Source organism: Eionea flava (assembly GCF_055393785.1).
On the sequence record NZ_AP036018.1, the window covers coordinates 122,266 to 137,394 of the forward strand.

General features: G+C 44.0%; 16 protein-coding genes. 11 read left to right on the forward strand and 5 right to left on the reverse strand.

What is annotated here, in order from left to right; translation table 11 throughout:
* Nucleotides 1-186: 186 nt before the first annotated feature.
* Nucleotides 187-675, forward strand: coding sequence for a 5-(carboxyamino)imidazole ribonucleotide mutase (gene purE / locus ACZ5O6_RS00580; RefSeq protein ID WP_447092648.1), 489 nt, complete (start codon nucleotides 187-189; stop codon nucleotides 673-675).
* Nucleotides 676-722: 47 nt separating this feature from the next.
* Complete coding sequence (locus tag ACZ5O6_RS00585) at nucleotides 723-1,838, forward strand: 5-(carboxyamino)imidazole ribonucleotide synthase (protein ID WP_447092647.1); 1,116 nt, start codon at nucleotides 723-725, stop codon at nucleotides 1,836-1,838.
* Nucleotides 1,839-2,111: 273 nt separating this feature from the next.
* Here the strand turns inward: ACZ5O6_RS00585 and ACZ5O6_RS00590 are convergent, their stop codons facing one another.
* Complete coding sequence (locus ACZ5O6_RS00590; protein ID WP_447092646.1) at nucleotides 2,112-4,364, reverse strand: AsmA family protein; 2,253 nt, start codon at nucleotides 4,362-4,364, stop codon at nucleotides 2,112-2,114.
* Between the two features lie 219 nt (nucleotides 4,365-4,583).
* Here ACZ5O6_RS00590 and hisB point away from each other — a divergent pair, with 219 nt between their 5' ends.
* The 5 genes from hisB (at nucleotide 4,584) to ACZ5O6_RS00615 (ending at nucleotide 7,857) form a co-directional block, all read left to right on the forward strand.
* On the forward strand, nucleotides 4,584-5,177 hold the full coding sequence (hisB, locus tag ACZ5O6_RS00595) for an imidazoleglycerol-phosphate dehydratase HisB (RefSeq protein ID WP_447092645.1): 594 nt from the start codon (nucleotides 4,584-4,586) through the stop codon (nucleotides 5,175-5,177).
* A 79-nt stretch (nucleotides 5,178-5,256) separates the two neighbouring features.
* Nucleotides 5,257-5,904, forward strand: a complete 648-nt coding sequence (gene hisH, locus ACZ5O6_RS00600; protein WP_447092644.1) for an imidazole glycerol phosphate synthase subunit HisH — start codon at nucleotides 5,257-5,259, stop codon at nucleotides 5,902-5,904.
* Nucleotides 5,905-5,943: 39 nt separating this feature from the next.
* Nucleotides 5,944-6,693, forward strand: a complete 750-nt coding sequence (gene hisA / locus ACZ5O6_RS00605) for a 1-(5-phosphoribosyl)-5-[(5-phosphoribosylamino)methylideneamino]imidazole-4-carboxamide isomerase (RefSeq protein ID WP_447092643.1) — start codon at nucleotides 5,944-5,946, stop codon at nucleotides 6,691-6,693.
* A complete protein-coding gene (locus ACZ5O6_RS00610; RefSeq protein WP_447092642.1) occupies nucleotides 6,690-7,031 on the forward strand; it encodes a hypothetical protein in 342 nt (113 codons plus the stop codon). Before hisA ends, ACZ5O6_RS00610 begins: the two co-directional genes overlap by 4 nt.
* Before the next feature lie 37 nt (nucleotides 7,032-7,068).
* A complete protein-coding gene (locus ACZ5O6_RS00615; RefSeq protein ID WP_447092641.1) occupies nucleotides 7,069-7,857 on the forward strand; it encodes a putative signal transducing protein in 789 nt (262 codons plus the stop codon).
* On the opposite strand, the gene ACZ5O6_RS00620 is transcribed toward ACZ5O6_RS00615, so the two are convergent.
* The 3 genes from ACZ5O6_RS00620 to ACZ5O6_RS00630 all read right to left on the reverse strand — a co-directional run bounded on the left by ACZ5O6_RS00620 (nucleotide 7,858) and on the right by ACZ5O6_RS00630 (nucleotide 10,346).
* Nucleotides 7,858-8,436, reverse strand: coding sequence for a DUF1415 domain-containing protein (locus ACZ5O6_RS00620; RefSeq protein WP_447092640.1), 579 nt, complete (start codon nucleotides 8,434-8,436; stop codon nucleotides 7,858-7,860). It lies immediately after the preceding gene.
* Nucleotides 8,437-8,506: 70 nt separating this feature from the next.
* The gene (locus ACZ5O6_RS00625) at nucleotides 8,507-9,253 is read right to left on the reverse strand and encodes a glutathione peroxidase (protein WP_447092639.1); all 747 of its coding nucleotides are present in this window, start codon (nucleotides 9,251-9,253) and stop codon (nucleotides 8,507-8,509) included.
* Nucleotides 9,254-9,443: 190 nt separating this feature from the next.
* Nucleotides 9,444-10,346, reverse strand: a complete 903-nt coding sequence (locus ACZ5O6_RS00630; RefSeq protein ID WP_447092638.1) for a LysR substrate-binding domain-containing protein — start codon at nucleotides 10,344-10,346, stop codon at nucleotides 9,444-9,446.
* Nucleotides 10,347-10,551: 205 nt separating this feature from the next.
* On the opposite strand from ACZ5O6_RS00630, the gene ACZ5O6_RS00635 reads away from it, so the two are divergent.
* From ACZ5O6_RS00635 to ACZ5O6_RS00650, 4 genes are all read left to right on the forward strand, one after another.
* Nucleotides 10,552-10,989 (forward strand): DoxX family protein, encoded by a 438-nt coding sequence (locus ACZ5O6_RS00635; RefSeq protein ID WP_447092637.1) that lies wholly within the window; start codon nucleotides 10,552-10,554, stop codon nucleotides 10,987-10,989.
* An 11-nt stretch (nucleotides 10,990-11,000) separates the two neighbouring features.
* The gene (locus tag ACZ5O6_RS00640; RefSeq protein WP_447092636.1) at nucleotides 11,001-11,585 is read left to right on the forward strand and encodes an FMN-dependent NADH-azoreductase; all 585 of its coding nucleotides are present in this window, start codon (nucleotides 11,001-11,003) and stop codon (nucleotides 11,583-11,585) included.
* A 267-nt stretch (nucleotides 11,586-11,852) separates the two neighbouring features.
* Nucleotides 11,853-12,821, forward strand: coding sequence for a glutathione S-transferase family protein (locus ACZ5O6_RS00645; protein ID WP_447092635.1), 969 nt, complete (start codon nucleotides 11,853-11,855; stop codon nucleotides 12,819-12,821).
* A gap of 42 nt (nucleotides 12,822-12,863) precedes the next feature.
* Nucleotides 12,864-13,712: a pirin family protein gene (locus ACZ5O6_RS00650; RefSeq protein ID WP_447092634.1), complete on the forward strand. Its 849-nt coding sequence runs from the start codon at nucleotides 12,864-12,866 to the stop codon at nucleotides 13,710-13,712.
* On the opposite strand, the gene ACZ5O6_RS00655 is transcribed toward ACZ5O6_RS00650, so the two are convergent.
* Nucleotides 13,699-14,664 (reverse strand): integron integrase, encoded by a 966-nt coding sequence (locus ACZ5O6_RS00655; RefSeq protein ID WP_447092633.1) that lies wholly within the window; start codon nucleotides 14,662-14,664, stop codon nucleotides 13,699-13,701. The two genes, ACZ5O6_RS00650 and ACZ5O6_RS00655, sit on opposite strands and share 14 nt — an antisense overlap.
* Nucleotides 14,665-15,129 lie beyond the last annotated feature (465 nt).

Sequence of the window (15,129 nt, forward strand, 5' to 3'; positions counted from 1 at the left end):
ACAATTTCGCCCTTTTTTGATCACCAAGCACCATCAAGTCGCTTAGTTTTTCCGCATTTACGCCTACTTTTTCAATGCTTGCCTTATTATTCTTCTGTTTATTAGAGGAGATGGTGAGTTGTTTTTGAAGGTAATGACGTCCAAGCTGCTTAGATAAAGTGCTGATATACCTAGAGATATACCGTTATGAGTGTGACTGTTAGCATTATTATGGGCTCCCGTTCAGATTGGCCGACCATGTCAGAGGCGGCAGGCGTGTTAGATCAACTCGGCGTTACTTATGAAACCAACGTAGTGTCTGCACATCGCACACCCGAACGATTAGTCGAATTTACCCAAGCCGCACATACGCGTGGTATCAAGGTCATTATTGCGGGTGCCGGTGGTGCAGCGCACTTACCCGGCATGGCAGCAGCGCTTACCCACTTGCCGGTTGTTGGTGTGCCAGTAAGCAGTAAACAACTTAAAGGCATGGATAGCTTAATGTCTATCGTGCAAATGCCGCGAGGTGTGGCGGTAGCCACACAGGCTATTGGTGAAGCAGGTGCTTATAATGCGGGTTTAATCGCCGCGCAAATGTTGGCTTTGTCCGACGATGCACTGTCTGAACGTATTCAGACTTGGCGTCAGGCGCAAACCGATAATGTGCCTTGGTCTGTAGAAGATACAGAATAATACAATAGATATCGCCACTTTTTGAGGTGGCTGCCTTGGGGGAGTTTATGCATATCGCAATTTTTGGCTGTGGTCAGTTGGCGCAAATGACGGCACAAGCGGGTATTCCTCATGGCTATCGTTTCTCCTTTATTGCTGATGAAGATGAAGATGCCCGCTGCGTTGATGATTTAGGCGCGGTTGTTGTTTTCCAAGAAGGCATGACGGCAGAGGCTTTATTCAGCGCCCTTGAGCAACCCGATGTGATTACCGTTGAGAAAGAAATGGTCAACGCACAATTGCTGTCTGACCTGCAATCACATACTGCGGTTTACCCCAACAGTAACGCCATTTATTTATCACAAAATCGCATTCGCGAAAAAAACTTCTTGCGCCATAACGGCATTCCCACTGCCGATTTTGAAATTATTGAAAGCCAAGCACAGCTTGATAGCTTGCCTGAGCGTTTAGGTTTGCCTATTTATATTAAAGCGGCCGAATCGGGTTACGACGGATATAACCAATGGCGTATTCAATCCCCCGATGATTTAGCGCAAGTGACACTTAATGAAAGCGTGCAATTAATTGCAGAAAAGCACGTTGATTACACGCGCGAGATTTCGGTGATTGCCGCGCGTAATGCGACAGGCGATATTGTGTATTACCCCTTAATGGAAAATCGCCACGAAGAAGGTGTGCTAATAGCGACCATGGCACCCGCGCCGAATACTGACGTTATTCTTGAAGAAGGCGCGGTGGCTTATATGGAAACCATGCTGTCTGCATTAGATTATGTGGGTGTGTTAACCATGGAGTGTTTCGATACACCACAAGGCTTAGTTGTTAATGAATTAGCCCCGCGCGTGCATAACTCAGGCCATTGGACAATGGAGGGTTGTAAGACTAGTCAATTTGAAAACCACTGTCTGGCGATTGCGAATACCACACTCGGTGAAACAACGCCGAATGGCATCGGTGGTATTGTTAATATGTTAGGAAAGCACGGTAAAGAAAGTGATTTTTCTGCACCAGAGTTCTTTTATCACGCTTACGGAAAAGAAGAGCGGCCGCGCAGAAAGTTGGGGCATATTGGTGTGCTGACAGACAGCTATGAACAATTAACTCAGCAACTCAATGTAGCGTTAAAACAATTGTATGGCGAAAAATACGCGCCGTATAAATAATATAACCCGTGGAGCACTCTAAAATTTCGAACAAAAAAGCAGGTTGTTACTTCAGCAGCACGCTGTAAATATATCCTATAAGCTTCACGGCAGCTTGACCAACATGGAAGTCGGGAATACAGGTTTTGCAGGAGCAAAAACCTGCCTCTGCTACCAAGAGCTGCTAAATAAATATCTCACCGTCATACCTGCGGATGCAGGTATCCATATTGCGATGACTCATTTTTGCACATTATAAAAATTACTATTTTGTCTGTTGTCAGTGTTGTATCTTTAAAATAATTTATCGAATAACTTTTTCTTGAGCTTATCTTTCAATGCGTCTTCAGGGCTTTGGGCGTCATTGCCATCGGTGTTATTTAATTTAAGTTTTTCTGATAACTTATCTTTCAGTTTGTCCTTTTCTTTTGCTAACGTTTTAGCGGTATTTGCTTTCAATAAGGCTTTGGTATCAATCGCATATTTGGGTGAGGCGAGGGCGCCGCTAAAGCGTACAGGAATGGTAAAGCCTTTAAGATTTGCTAAATCTTCGCCGCCTTGCCCTTCATTGGTGTTAACGACAATGATAGACGTAAGATAATCCAGGGTTTGTTCTGCCGTATTTACCGATCCTTCTCCATTCACACGAAATACCGGTGCTTTCATTGAGAGGTCGTTGTTAGTGATAATGTCGTTATCAATTAACAGTGTGGCTGTCATCTCAGCAAAACGAGTGCTGTCTTCACTGGTGTCAGCATTATTTTGAATATCTTTTCCACGTATTTTATCGATAGTATTTTGTGCATCATCTAATACTTTTTTAATATCGACACCTTCAATTGTGCCGTCTTTGACCAGCACTTTCACTGTCCCTTTGCTGCTTGGTTTTTCTGCTGTCTGGGTGACTTTAATATCGGTATTAATCGTAGCGATGCCAGAAAACTGATCAGTGACATCAGCATCGGTTAGTAAGGGGCCAAGATCAACATTAGTGAGTGTATTTTTAACCAACAGCGTTGGTGTATTGCCGCGTTCTAAAATCGTTGTACCGGCTAACTGCCCCTTGTATAAATTAACGGTGGGAGTAATCGTGACACGTTTATCTGTAGAGGTAACCTGAATAATATTGTCGGTGAGTGTGAGTTTACTGGCGACTATTTTGTCAGCACGAAATACACCATTGGCATATATGTCTTTCAGTAAAACAATGGGGGCCGCGAGTGCTTCGGCGGCAGTGGGTGCGGCTGCATCGTCGTTGCTAGCGTTTTTATCGCTCACCGGTAAGTAATCGTCAACGATAAGGCTGCTAAGTGCGAGGTCAAAACTATAACGTGGGTTTGCAAAGTTCACGATTGCTGCATCGCCTGTCAATATGGTGTTATCAATATTGGCAGTGATGTTTTGCAGTGCAGCGCCATTCGCAGTGGCATTAAATTGTGTTTCAATCGACAGTGCGCTTAACGCAGATGCATTGGTCGGTGTGTAATCAATAGCGAGTTTTTTTAATAGTGATTGCGCATCAAACGTGTTGGAGCTGATACGACCAATGGCCATTGGTGCTGTATTCCAATTTTTAAGATCTATGTTACCGGTCAGTGCTAGGTTATGACTGTTAACCGAAAAGGTTTCTATCGATGCGATGGCGGTCGATAGGTTTGCAGTTATGCTTGGGACAGATAACTCGATTGGATACCCTTCAGCTTCGGCAGATAAATTGAGATCAGAGACGGTAAGGGCGCTCTTAGCATGTTGGTAGTCGAGAGAGGCCAAGGTTAAATCAGCGGTATTTTGGGATTGTTGTACGGAAAGGTTAAGGCTGCTCAATGTGGCTGCCATGGTATCTTTATTTAGCGATAAATCACTTTGTAGCGTTAAGATAATTGGCTCGATGTTAGTGCCTGCAGCCTTAGCTGAAATAGAAAAAGGAGCGCTGGCCTCTAAAATGTTGCCGCTTTGAATGGTTAAGTCGGAGAGTTCATAGCGAACCCCAGCTTGTTTATCATCAAAAATAAGTTGTCCGTTACTAATATCAACGCCTGCAATAGAGAAAGCGGCAATGGCTGCAGGGGTATCGGCAGTAGGGGATGATGTATCCGTCGGTGTTGTTTCTGGTGTTTCGGCGGTAGCCGTCGCTGTTTGTAATCCGGATAAGCTATTTTTGCCTGTCTTGTTGACTACAAATTCAATCAGCGGTTGTTTAAGTAAGACAGTATCAACTTCTACTTTTTTACTGAGTAAGGGCAGTAATTTAACCCGAATGTCGATAGCGCTCACATCAACAAAGTTACCGGCATCGGGTATCGATGCTTGGATCACTTTAGGCTGCTCTAATACGACCTGACCAGTACTTACACCTAACCACGGAAATACCGATAATGATAAATCGCCTTCTATGCTGGCATTTAATCCCGTGTGCTGAGTTATCGCATCGGTGATCTGGCGTTTATAATCATTCGGATTCACCAGTTGCGGTAAGGTAATGGCGGCCACCACAATCAGTAAAATAACAATAGTGATAAGGCTAAATGCAATTTTAATCAGTTTCATAATGATCCCAGCAAATGATGATTTTAGGTGGTGGCTGTTATTGTCGAGATGTATCCCGTCGCCTTGTTATGGTTCTATATATGCAAGACAACAGATAATCCTGCACACAGGTAGACAAGCATATTGTAGATCAGTTCGAACATCACTTCACCCGCCGCGTATGAACACGTATAATCCCCTTTTTTATAGCCTGACCTAATACGATAGCCGGAGAAGCTCATGAGCGCCCGTACTGCCAGTGTCCGCCGCGACACGCTGGAAACCAAAATTAATGTTGACCTTAACCTCGATGGTACCGGTGCAGCAGTGTTTAATACTGGCGTCCCTTTTTTAGAGCATATGATGGATCAAATCGCACGTCACGGCTTGATAGATCTTGACGTGACGTGTGATGGTGATACACATATTGATGATCACCACAGCGTTGAAGATATTGGTATCACCATCGGCCAAGCCGTTGCCAAAGCGGTGGGAGATAAAAAAGGTATTCGTCGTTATGGGCACGCCTATGTGCCACTCGATGAAGCGCTATCGCGCGTGGTCATCGACTTTTCTGGCCGCCCTGCGTTGCTTATGGATATTCCTTTTACACAAAAACGTGTTGGGCAGTTTGATACCGAACTATTTTGGGAGTTCTTCCAAGGTTTTGTGAATCACGCTCAGGTGACATTACATATTGATTGCATCAAAGGCCACAATGCTCATCATCAAATTGAAACCGTATTTAAAGCCTTTGGTCGTGCTTTGCGTATGGCATTAGAGCACGATCCCCGTATGGCAGGTGTTATGCCTTCGACCAAAGGGACGCTGTAGCTAGCTCCCGTTTAACCCTGTCACGTTTCAGACATTTCTTTAACGCGTTTTTCTTTATTTTTCTCGCAGGTGATGACTAATGACAACCGTCGCAATTATTGATTACGGCATGGGAAATTTACACTCAGTGGCGAGTGCCTTCACTCACGTTGCGCCTGAGAGCGATGTCGTTGTGACGGCAGATGCCAATGTGATTGCTAACGCCGATAAAATTTTATTTCCTGGTGTGGGCGCTATTCGTGATTGTATGGCAGAAATTCGTCGCTTAGAGTTCGACCACTTGGTCCCTTCTCTTATTGCCGAAGGCAAACCCGTATTGGCGATTTGTGTGGGTATGCAAGCACTGATGTCTAGCAGCGAAGAAAGTGGTGGTGTTAATTGTATTAACCAGCTCCCCGGCGACGTTAAATTTTTTACCGAAAATGCTATAGATGACCACGGCCAAAAACTTAAAGTCCCGCACATGGGCTGGAATCGTGTGCAGCAAACACTTCCTCATCCTCTATGGCATGGCATCGATAATCACAGCCGTTTTTATTTTGTGCATAGCTACTTTGTTGAAGCACAAAACACCGCGCAAGTGGCAGGTATCTGTGATTATCAATTACCCTTTGCGGCAGCGCTAGCGCACAATAATTTATTTGCCACACAATTTCACCCTGAAAAAAGTGATGTTGTCGGTCTGCAATTACTTAAAAATTTCGTTGAGTGGAACGGTAAACTTTAATCGTATTACTCTTAACGCCATTATTATCGGAATAACTTTATGCTTATTATCCCTGCAATAGATTTAAAAGATGGACAGTGCGTTCGTCTACGCCAAGGCCTAATGGACGACTCGACCGTATTTGGCGATAACCCCGTAGATTTTGCTAAGCAGTGGGTCGACCAAGGTTGCCGCCGTTTACACCTCGTTGATCTTAATGGTGCTTTCGCAGGCGAACCCGTTAATGGCGAAGTCGTCACCGAAATTGCCAAAGCGTTTCCTTCGCTACCTATTCAAATTGGTGGCGGTATTCGCAATGGTGAAATCATAGAAAAGTATCTACAGGCGGGTGTTAACTACGTCATTATCGGCACCAAAGCCGTCAAAGAACCGGAATTTGTTAGCGAGATGTGCCAGCAATTTCCCGGACATATTATTGTCGGTTTGGATGCTAAAAATGGTTTAGTTGCGACCGACGGCTGGGCTGAAGTCTCAGAAACAAAAGCCACTGATCTCGCCAAGCGCTTTGAAGCCGACGGCGTAGAGTCTATCGTTTATACCGACATCGCACGTGATGGCATGATGCAAGGCGTCAACGTCGAAGCCACGGTTGCTATGGCGCAAGCGTCGAGTATCCCCGTGATTGCATCGGGCGGTATTACGAATATGGATGATATTAAAGCGCTAAAAGCGCAAGCGCATCACGGTATTTGTGGCGCCATTACCGGTCGTGCTATTTATGAAGGCTCGCTCAATGTGCAAGAAGCACAAGCGTATTGCGATAAACAAACTAGTGGTTCAGCATCGTGACCTCACAACCTTCTGCAAAATGGCACATTATTAATAGTGTGTTCGTGTGCGTGATTGCAGCGGGGGCGATTGCGTGGTTGCTGCAGTTGAATACTTTTGGTATTACTCTAGGTTTAGCTGGCTTAGTGATCAGTTATTTTTTATGGAAAAAAAATCGCATCGCGTATTTTGTGGCCGCCGTATGGTGTTTTGGTTTGTTGCGCATCGCCATGGATGACGGTTATGCTTTTCACGGTGATTATGGCGCTTACGTTAAACTACCTTATGTTATTGGTATTATTATCGCGATAATTTTGCATGAAAAAGTGGCGATAAAATCACAGCGTTCAAAGCAGTAGTTCTCGCTTTTTATTAGTGCTTTAGGGATGAAATGATATGAGATTGTTGTACGAAGCGCAAAACTCAATAGAAGCGCATATGATTCGGCATCTTCTTGAGCAAGAAGGTTTGTCAGTCCAAATTGATGGGGAGTATCTGCAAGGCGGCGTCGGTGAAATTCAAGCGTCGGGTATAGTCAGAATAATGATTGCAGAGAGTGATTATCTTGAGGGTAAGCGGATAGTTGAAAAATGGGATGAAAGGCAACGGGAGTCAAATTCGCCGCCCCCTGCGAATTATCGTCGAAAAAGTTCGTTTTTAGTTATCCTTACGGCTTTTCTATGCGGCATAATTCTTACAGTAGCATATTATTATACTCCGATAACGGAAGACGGCATTGATTACAATGACGATGGTGTATTAGATGAAACATGGACTTACTTCAATAACCGTATTTCCAAGTCAGAAGTAGATCGAAACTTCGATGGAAAAGTTGATTATAAATTGCTTTTTGATCGCAAAGGATTTGTAAAATCGTTTTCCTCTGATGAAGATTTTAATGGTGTCTTTGAGACACAAGCTCACTATGAAAAAGGCAATGTCGTCTGGGTGAAATCAGATACAACAGGTGATGGTTTTAAGAACTATAGAGAAAACTATAGATATGGCATTATCGAAACAGTGATTTTTTTCAAGCCAGGTTCCACCAAAGCACTAAAAATTCAACGGTATAACAGTAAAGGGATGCTCGTGAGAGCAGAAGTAGATATTGATGGTGATGGGCTTAGAGAGACTGTTTATCAGTACAATGATATTGAAGAAATTATTAGTAAGACCGTTAAATAATCATAATTTTTTATCTCGTATATAAAAAAACAGTGCGTCTCTCTCTTCTTTTTTTAAGCCCTCTATTTTTTCAATATTATTCTTAGGAATTTCTTCAGGGTTATCCACATGCTTTAGCGCAGTGGTCACACTGGCTTCGCGCAATAGGTGAATCAATGGATAGGGTGAGCGATTAGTGAGATTGCTTGCATCGCTAGGCTCAGTATGAGCAAAACAGTAATCGGGATGAAAGCTGGCGATTTGGAAATCGTTATGCCAGTTATTTTGTTGCAATGTGCGTTCGGCTTCAGAAATAAAAAATTGGTAGTCGTAAAAATCACTTAATAGCTGTGTAACGATAATCACGGTCGTTTCACAAACGGAAGGGGGAGTCGTTTCTAAATACTGAGTCTCTTGCTTTACTTTTTTAAGGAGTTCGCTTTCTGTAGTGGCATCACAGGCGATAAAACGAATGGTTTTTTCTCGTGCGGGTTTGTGCGCAAATGGGCATAAGTTAAGGCCAAGTACAATGCGTTCAAACCATTGTTGTGTTAGCTGTTCGGGAGATAGCGCGGAAGGTGGAGGGATCGGTGCTGGCATGGCTGCATATTAATGCGGCAAGCCACAGGTCGCAAGCCGCATGTCATCTCCCACCATCAATGAGTCGTGTTTATTTATTCGCCAACCACTGCTCTAAATCATCGGCTCCACCGACATGTTCACCGTCAATAAATACTTGGGGTACAGTGCCAGCACCGGTTACCGCCGCTAATGAGCTGTAAGTAATGCCTTTGTCACCTAGTATAATTTCCTCGTAGTGGTAACGGTTGTCAGTCAGTGCTTTTTTGGCGCGCAAGCAGTGAGGGCAGCCGGGTTTGGTAAATAGTGTTACGCGCTTAGGCAGTACCGCATCGGCGTTAATGTAGTTAAGCATTGTATCGGCGTCACTCACTTCAAACGGGTCGCCGGGTACATCGGGCTCGATAAACATTTTTTCAATGTTGCCGTCTTTCACCAGCATCGAGTAGCGCCACGAGCGATTACCAAAGCCAATATCATTCTTGCCCACAAGCATACCCATACCGTCACTAAATTCGCCATTTCCGTCGGGAATAAACGTAATGTTGTCAGCATGTTGATCGGCGGCCCAAGAGTTCATTACAAAGGTATCGTTTACGGACAAGCAGATAATACTATCGACGCCTTCGGCCGCAAATGATGGCGCTAATTCGTTATAGCGCGGTAAATGGGTTGATGAGCAGGTGGGTGTAAAAGCACCCGGTAGTGCAAATAGCACAACAGTTTTGCCTTTAAATAGGTCGCTACTGGTCACATCGACCCACTGGTCGCCCTGTCGGGTGCGGAATGTCACGTCGGGTACCTGTTGTCCTTCTTTATTCGTCAATGTGTTACTCATGATGTCGCCTTTTAGTTGGTGGGTGGTCGTCTTAATGAATTGCGCCAACGGGTCAATTACCGTAGTACGGAGGTCAATATAGCGGCTGGCCGGTAATTTTTAAAATTAATTGCTTGTATAGTTTCGATAATTTTTATTAATCAATTTAATTCTCTTGATAGTTTAGTGCTTATAGTTGTTCTTTTTGGTTTTATGCTGGGTCGATGATATTGGCTAAGACTTGCTGCTCTACAATCGCATTTCGCAGCCAAGCATTGGCATTACCCGCTTGTGCGGGTTTCCAGCACATATAAAAAGGATTGAGTGGGTGTGGTGCTGTGCCTAGATCACAGAGTTGGCCTTGTGTGATCATCGGTTCTGCGAGGTAGCGTGGCAAATGGCTTACGCCTGCGCCACTGAGTAGAGCCGATAATTTTTGTGACAAATTGCTGACAGATAATGTTTGTCGAATACCCAATAGACCCACATTGCGCTGCGGTAACAAGCGCGCACTATCGTTAATGACAATGTGTGTGTAGTTTTTCAGCTGTTCACGTTGTACAGGTTGCTCAAGTTGTGCGGCAGGGTGGGCGGGGCTACAACAGAGTATCATCTTTAGATAACCTAAGTGATGGCGCTGGCAGTGAGCACCTATGGGTTCGTCACCGCTCACGCCAATAATAATATCAGCTCTATCAGAAGTAAGTGCTTCCCAACTACCGCTGAGTGCTTCATCAATCATCTGTATATTCAGCCACGGATGTTGTTCGCTGAGGGTGTTGATCAAAGGCCAAAACGGCTCACAAGGTAAGATGGTGTCGATAACAATACGTAGCTGGCTTTCCCATCCGCTATCTGTTTGCTGTGCCTGGGCTTCAAGTTGTTGAACCTGTTGAAGTATTTCTCGCCCTTTTTCGAGCACCAATTGACCGGTTGGTGTTAATACCGCACGCTGTTTATTTCTATCAAATAATTTGATGTTTAATTGGTCTTCGACCTTTTTAATAGTGTAGGTAATCGCCGAAGGCACGCGAAATAATTCCTCTGCAGCAGCGGCAAAACTTCCCTTTCGATCTATTGCATCCAGTACTTGTAGTGCTTCTAAGGGAATCATTGCTGTCTCGTGTGGGAAAATGGTTATTTTTGTGTTTTATTGTTATTCAAAATATTTGAACATTCATTGCAAAATAAATCAATTTTCTTTTATTTCTCGTCCGCTATAGTGAGCATATGGCTTTCGTGCAAAGGCCTCTATGACTGATTGATAATAAGTTGCATTCCTTACCCACAATAACGACATCACCGCTAGGAGAAACACAATGAATATTAAAACGATCTTACATACCGACGATCAATGGGCGAGCCTCGCCTTACGCTTGCCTGCAGGTATCATATTAGCCGCTCATGGAGCACAGAAGTTGTTTGCTTGGTTTGGCGGCTATGGTTTAGAAGGCACCGGCCAGTTTATGGCATCACAAGGCTTAGAGCCCGGTTTTTTGATGGCCTTATTAGCGGGTAGTGCAGAGTTCTTTGGCGGCCTTGCGCTTATCATTGGGTTGCTGGTTCGACCAGCGGCGGCGGTTTTAGCCTTCACCATGTTTATCGCTGGTGCTGTGGTGCACGGCTCTTCTGGCTTGTTCTTATCCAATGGCGGGTTTGAGTTTGCGCTCGCACTATTCTCTATGACGGTGGCACTTGTGTTATTAGGTGGTGGCAAGCTATCGCTTGATCAGTGGTTAGTGACGAGAAAACTTTAGAGGAAACACTTATGAAAACATTACTTAATGTTGATGCCAGCGCGCGTTACGACACCTCGTTATCACGCCAAGTTACTCAATATATTGCTGATAGCTTAGCTGTAAATACAAACCACCGTGATCTTGCAAGTACGCGGCTAGAGTTCGTCAGTGAAGCGCATATCGGTGCTTATTACACCCGCGCTGAAGAGCGTAGTGATCCTCAAAAAGAAACGTTAGCGCTATCGGACGAACTTATTACTGAGCTAAAAGACGCAAGCCAGTTAGTTATTGGTGCACCGATGTATAACTTTTCCATTCCAGCATCGCTAAAAGCGTGGATCGATTTAGTCTGTCGTGTTGGTGAAACATTTCGTTATGGCGATAACGGGCCGGAAGGTTTACTCAATATTGATCGTGCTTTTATTGTTGTAGCGACGGGAGGGACACCCGTCGGTGGCGAGGTTGATTTTGTAAGCCCTTATTTAGTACAAGTGTGTCGTTTTATGGGTATTGAAAACATTCACATTATTGATGTATCTGGTTCAAAAGGCGAGCCAGAAAAATTATTAGCCGATGCTAAGCAACAAGTCGATCGTGTGCTTGAAACACTTTAAGCAAAAACTCACTAGATCTCTGTCTTCACTGGAGTGAAGCATTAAGAGGTTTTATACCGGCCCCGTGGTTATGTTGAAGTCTTAATCATAACGACTTACCGTCATGCCGGACTTGATCCGGTATCGGCCTGAGCAGGTAAACACTAGATTCCGGTTATTCATCAGAGTGATAGGGTAAGAAATATCATAAATTTTTTGCAAAAAATGGGTTGGCTAAAAGATAGTCGCACAGTGAAGTGTGATAAATCGTAACAGTAGGAGGCGACAATGGGTTTATTAGTAAAAGGGCAGTGGCACGATAAATGGTACGACACCGAAAAATCGGATGGCGAGTTTATCCGCGAAGGTGCGCAGTATCGCCATTGGATACAAAAAGAAAGCAACAGCGATGATGAAACAAACTTTATCGCAGAAAAAGACCGCTACCACTTGTATGTCTCTCTTGCTTGCCCCTGGGCGCATCGCACCCTGATTTTTCGTCAGCTTAAACAACTAGAAAATATTATTAGTGTATCTGTGGTGCATCCGCATATGTTAGACAATGGCTGGACATTTGAAAGTGATATCAGTGATGCAACGGGTGACTCACTTTATCAAAGCCAGTTCCTGCATGAGATTTATACACGCGATAACGCACAGTATTCCGGTAGAGCCACCGTGCCTATTCTTTGGGATAAAAAAACACAGGGTATTGTGAATAACGAATCATCCGATATTATTCGCATCTTTAATACCGCGTTTAATCACATGATTCATAATAATGACGACTACTATCCTGAAGAAAAGCAAGCGACTATTAATACCATTAATCAAATGGTTTACGATAAAATTAATAATGGTGTGTATCGTGCCGGGTTTGCAACAAAGCCAGCGGCTTACAAAAAAGCTGTGAATGAACTGTTTGAAGCGTTAGATGATTTGGACAATCGCCTATCAATGCAACGCTACTTAGTGGGTGAAAAAATCACAGAGGCAGACTGGCGACTATTTACCACGCTTGTGAGATTCGACGCGGTATACGTAGGTCACTTTAAATGTAACCTGCGTCGCATAGCGGACTATCCTAACCTGTCGAATTATTTGCGTGATTTATATCAACATAAAAACATTGCCGATACAGTGAACATTGAACACATCAAACGCCACTACTATTATAGCCACGATATGATCAACCCCACGCGTATTGTCCCCGAAGGGCCGGTACTTGATTTTGATAAGCCACATAATCGACGATAGTAAAAATTTTACTCAATGCATTAACCGAACGGTCGTTTACCCATGCAACCTAAAAAAATTATTAACATTATTAACGCTCAAGAAACCCAAGATGGTGATGGTGTAAAAATATTTCGCAGTATTGGCTCTCGCGAACTGATTGATATCAACCCATTTTTGCTGCTAGATGAATTACGCAGTGATAAAACCGCTGACTATATCGGTGGGTTTCCTTCGCATCCGCATCGGGGTTTTGAAACAATCACGTATTTATTGTCAGGGCAAATGCGCCATGAAGATAGTGAAGGTAACCAAGGTGTTATCAGCGCCGGAGGCCTACAATGGATGACAGCGGGTTCTGGCATTATTCATTCAGAAATGCCAGAAGTGGTTCAGGGTCGTCTGTGGGGTTTTCAGTTTTGGTTGAATCTACCCGCCGAACAAAAAATGCGAGCGCCACGCTACCAAGAGATTCAACCGAAAGAAATTCCAGAATTAATAATGAGCAACGGAGTTGTGCGTGTGTTAGCCGGTGTAGTAGAAAGTGGCGAGCAAAAAAAAATTCAAGGAGTGATTACGGATATTGCAACCCGCCCGACACTACTCGATGTGCAATTAGAAGAGGGAATATGGTCAACCGAGCTGCCATCGACACAAGTAACGTTGGTGTATGCCTATAGTGGGTCACTCAATATCGAGGAAGTAGTACTCAAAGAGCAACAATTAGCGATACTATCTGATGGTGATAGTGTGAGGATTAATGTGAATGACGCACCTTTTGGCGCACTCATATTATCGGCCGATGCGATACATGAACCTATTGCACGCTCCGGCCCTTTTGTGATGAATACACAAGAAGAGTTACTGCAAGCCTATCATGATTATCGCTCGGGCCATTTTATAAATCGCTAAGTGGACTGCGCACCGCATGACCGCCACGATTGAGCACATGCGTATAAATTTCGGTGGTGCGAATATCCGAGTGGCCTAATTGCTCCTGAACTGTACGAATATCGGCACCGCGCTCCAGTAAGTGTGTTGCAAATGAATGTCGCAGAGAATGACAAGAGGCCGGCTTTGAGATGCCCGCACTGCGCAGCGCTTTCTTAACTGCTCGCTGAACCGACTGTGCGCCGATATGATGTCGGCGGCGTTGACCACTGCGAGGATCAGTACTAAATTTACGCGCAGGGAATAAATATTGCCAGCCAAGCTCGGTAGCAGCATTAGGATATTTTCTTTCAAGCGCATAAGGTAAGTATACGCCGCTCCACTGCTGTTCTTTTTTATCGCTTGAATGGAGTGCGCGCACCTGCTGCATATGTGGCTTAAGCCGACCAACCAACTCCGGTGCTAACGTAGTGATACGCGATTTTTTACCTTTCCCCTCGCGCACCATAACTGTGAGTTTATGACAATCAATATCCTGAAAGCGTAACGATACCGTCTCCATTAAGCGTAAACCCGAACCGTACATTAAGCCTGCACACAACAGCATGTAACCATCCAGTGCTTGTAATAAACGTGATACCTCCGCACGCGTTAATACCGTGGGCAACTTTTTAGGTGCACGCGCACGGTAAAAATCACTAAAGTCACCCACTTCCTTATTAAGCACATGGCGATAAACAAACACCAGCGCATTGAGCGCGACTTTTTGGGTGTTCGCAGCCACATTGCGTTCTAGCGCTAAAAAATTTAAAAATAATCGAATATCATCATCAGACATTTCACGTGGATGTCGCATCTTGTGAAAGCGAATAAAGTAAGTCGTCCAGTAAAGGTAGGTTTGTTCGGTGCGAATGCTGTAATGCTTAGCACGAATAGCATCGCTAACTTGACGTAAAAATGCAGATTTCATCATTCTCCTCCATGAGAATATATAGTGAATAATGTAGTATTAAAGTAGGTTACTCAACGAGATCAATTGCTTATTCATAATTCTTAATTGCGCTTGCCAGTATGACTTTCCAGTATTAATAGGTAACCCCAGTGGCAGCCACCAAAATTGCCACTGAGTATTGTATTAAACACTAATAAAGTCAATAATTCTAAATGCGACGTGTTATATCGCGTATTTGCCTAAGATAAAAGGGTAACGCCTTGAATAATAGAGAAAAAATAAAAGTTGAAGGAAACGTCTCGTGGATACATGTCCTCAAGACGCTTTTAATCGCGTCAAAACGACGTCTAATAAGCTGTTATGCGTCTAGGTAAATTTTTGTAATTTTGGCGAGCATCGTACCATCGTACCAATGTTAGGATAGACACTATTTAGCTCATGCCAAGTAACTCTGTTCGTGCCTTCGTTCTTCGTGCTATTAGTCAC

Bases quoted from the DNA above. Each gene is read 5' to 3' on its own strand.
- ACZ5O6_RS00650 (WP_447092634.1), top strand. From the start codon at position 12,864: ATGCAACCTAAAAAAATTATTAACATTATTAACGCTCAAGAAACCCAA.
- ACZ5O6_RS00640 (WP_447092636.1), top strand. From the start codon at position 11,001: ATGAAAACATTACTTAATGTTGATGCCAGCGCGCGTTACGACACCTCG.
- ACZ5O6_RS00620 (WP_447092640.1), bottom strand. From the start codon at position 8,436: ATGCCAGCACCGATCCCTCCACCTTCCGCGCTATCTCCCGAACAGCTA.
- ACZ5O6_RS00630 (WP_447092638.1), bottom strand. From the start codon at position 10,346: ATGATTCCCTTAGAAGCACTACAAGTACTGGATGCAATAGATCGAAAG.
- ACZ5O6_RS00590 (WP_447092646.1), bottom strand. From the start codon at position 4,364: ATGAAACTGATTAAAATTGCATTTAGCCTTATCACTATTGTTATTTTA.
- ACZ5O6_RS00625 (WP_447092639.1), bottom strand. From the start codon at position 9,253: ATGAGTAACACATTGACGAATAAAGAAGGACAACAGGTACCCGACGTG.
- hisH (WP_447092644.1), top strand. From the start codon at position 5,257: ATGACAACCGTCGCAATTATTGATTACGGCATGGGAAATTTACACTCA.
- ACZ5O6_RS00645 (WP_447092635.1), top strand. From the start codon at position 11,853: ATGGGTTTATTAGTAAAAGGGCAGTGGCACGATAAATGGTACGACACC.
- ACZ5O6_RS00635 (WP_447092637.1), top strand. From the start codon at position 10,552: ATGAATATTAAAACGATCTTACATACCGACGATCAATGGGCGAGCCTC.
- hisA (WP_447092643.1), top strand. From the start codon at position 5,944: ATGCTTATTATCCCTGCAATAGATTTAAAAGATGGACAGTGCGTTCGT.
- ACZ5O6_RS00585 (WP_447092647.1), top strand. From the start codon at position 723: ATGCATATCGCAATTTTTGGCTGTGGTCAGTTGGCGCAAATGACGGCA.
- ACZ5O6_RS00615 (WP_447092641.1), top strand. From the start codon at position 7,069: ATGAGATTGTTGTACGAAGCGCAAAACTCAATAGAAGCGCATATGATT.
- hisB (WP_447092645.1), top strand. From the start codon at position 4,584: ATGAGCGCCCGTACTGCCAGTGTCCGCCGCGACACGCTGGAAACCAAA.
- ACZ5O6_RS00655 (WP_447092633.1), bottom strand. From the start codon at position 14,664: ATGATGAAATCTGCATTTTTACGTCAAGTTAGCGATGCTATTCGTGCT.
- purE (WP_447092648.1), top strand. From the start codon at position 187: ATGAGTGTGACTGTTAGCATTATTATGGGCTCCCGTTCAGATTGGCCG.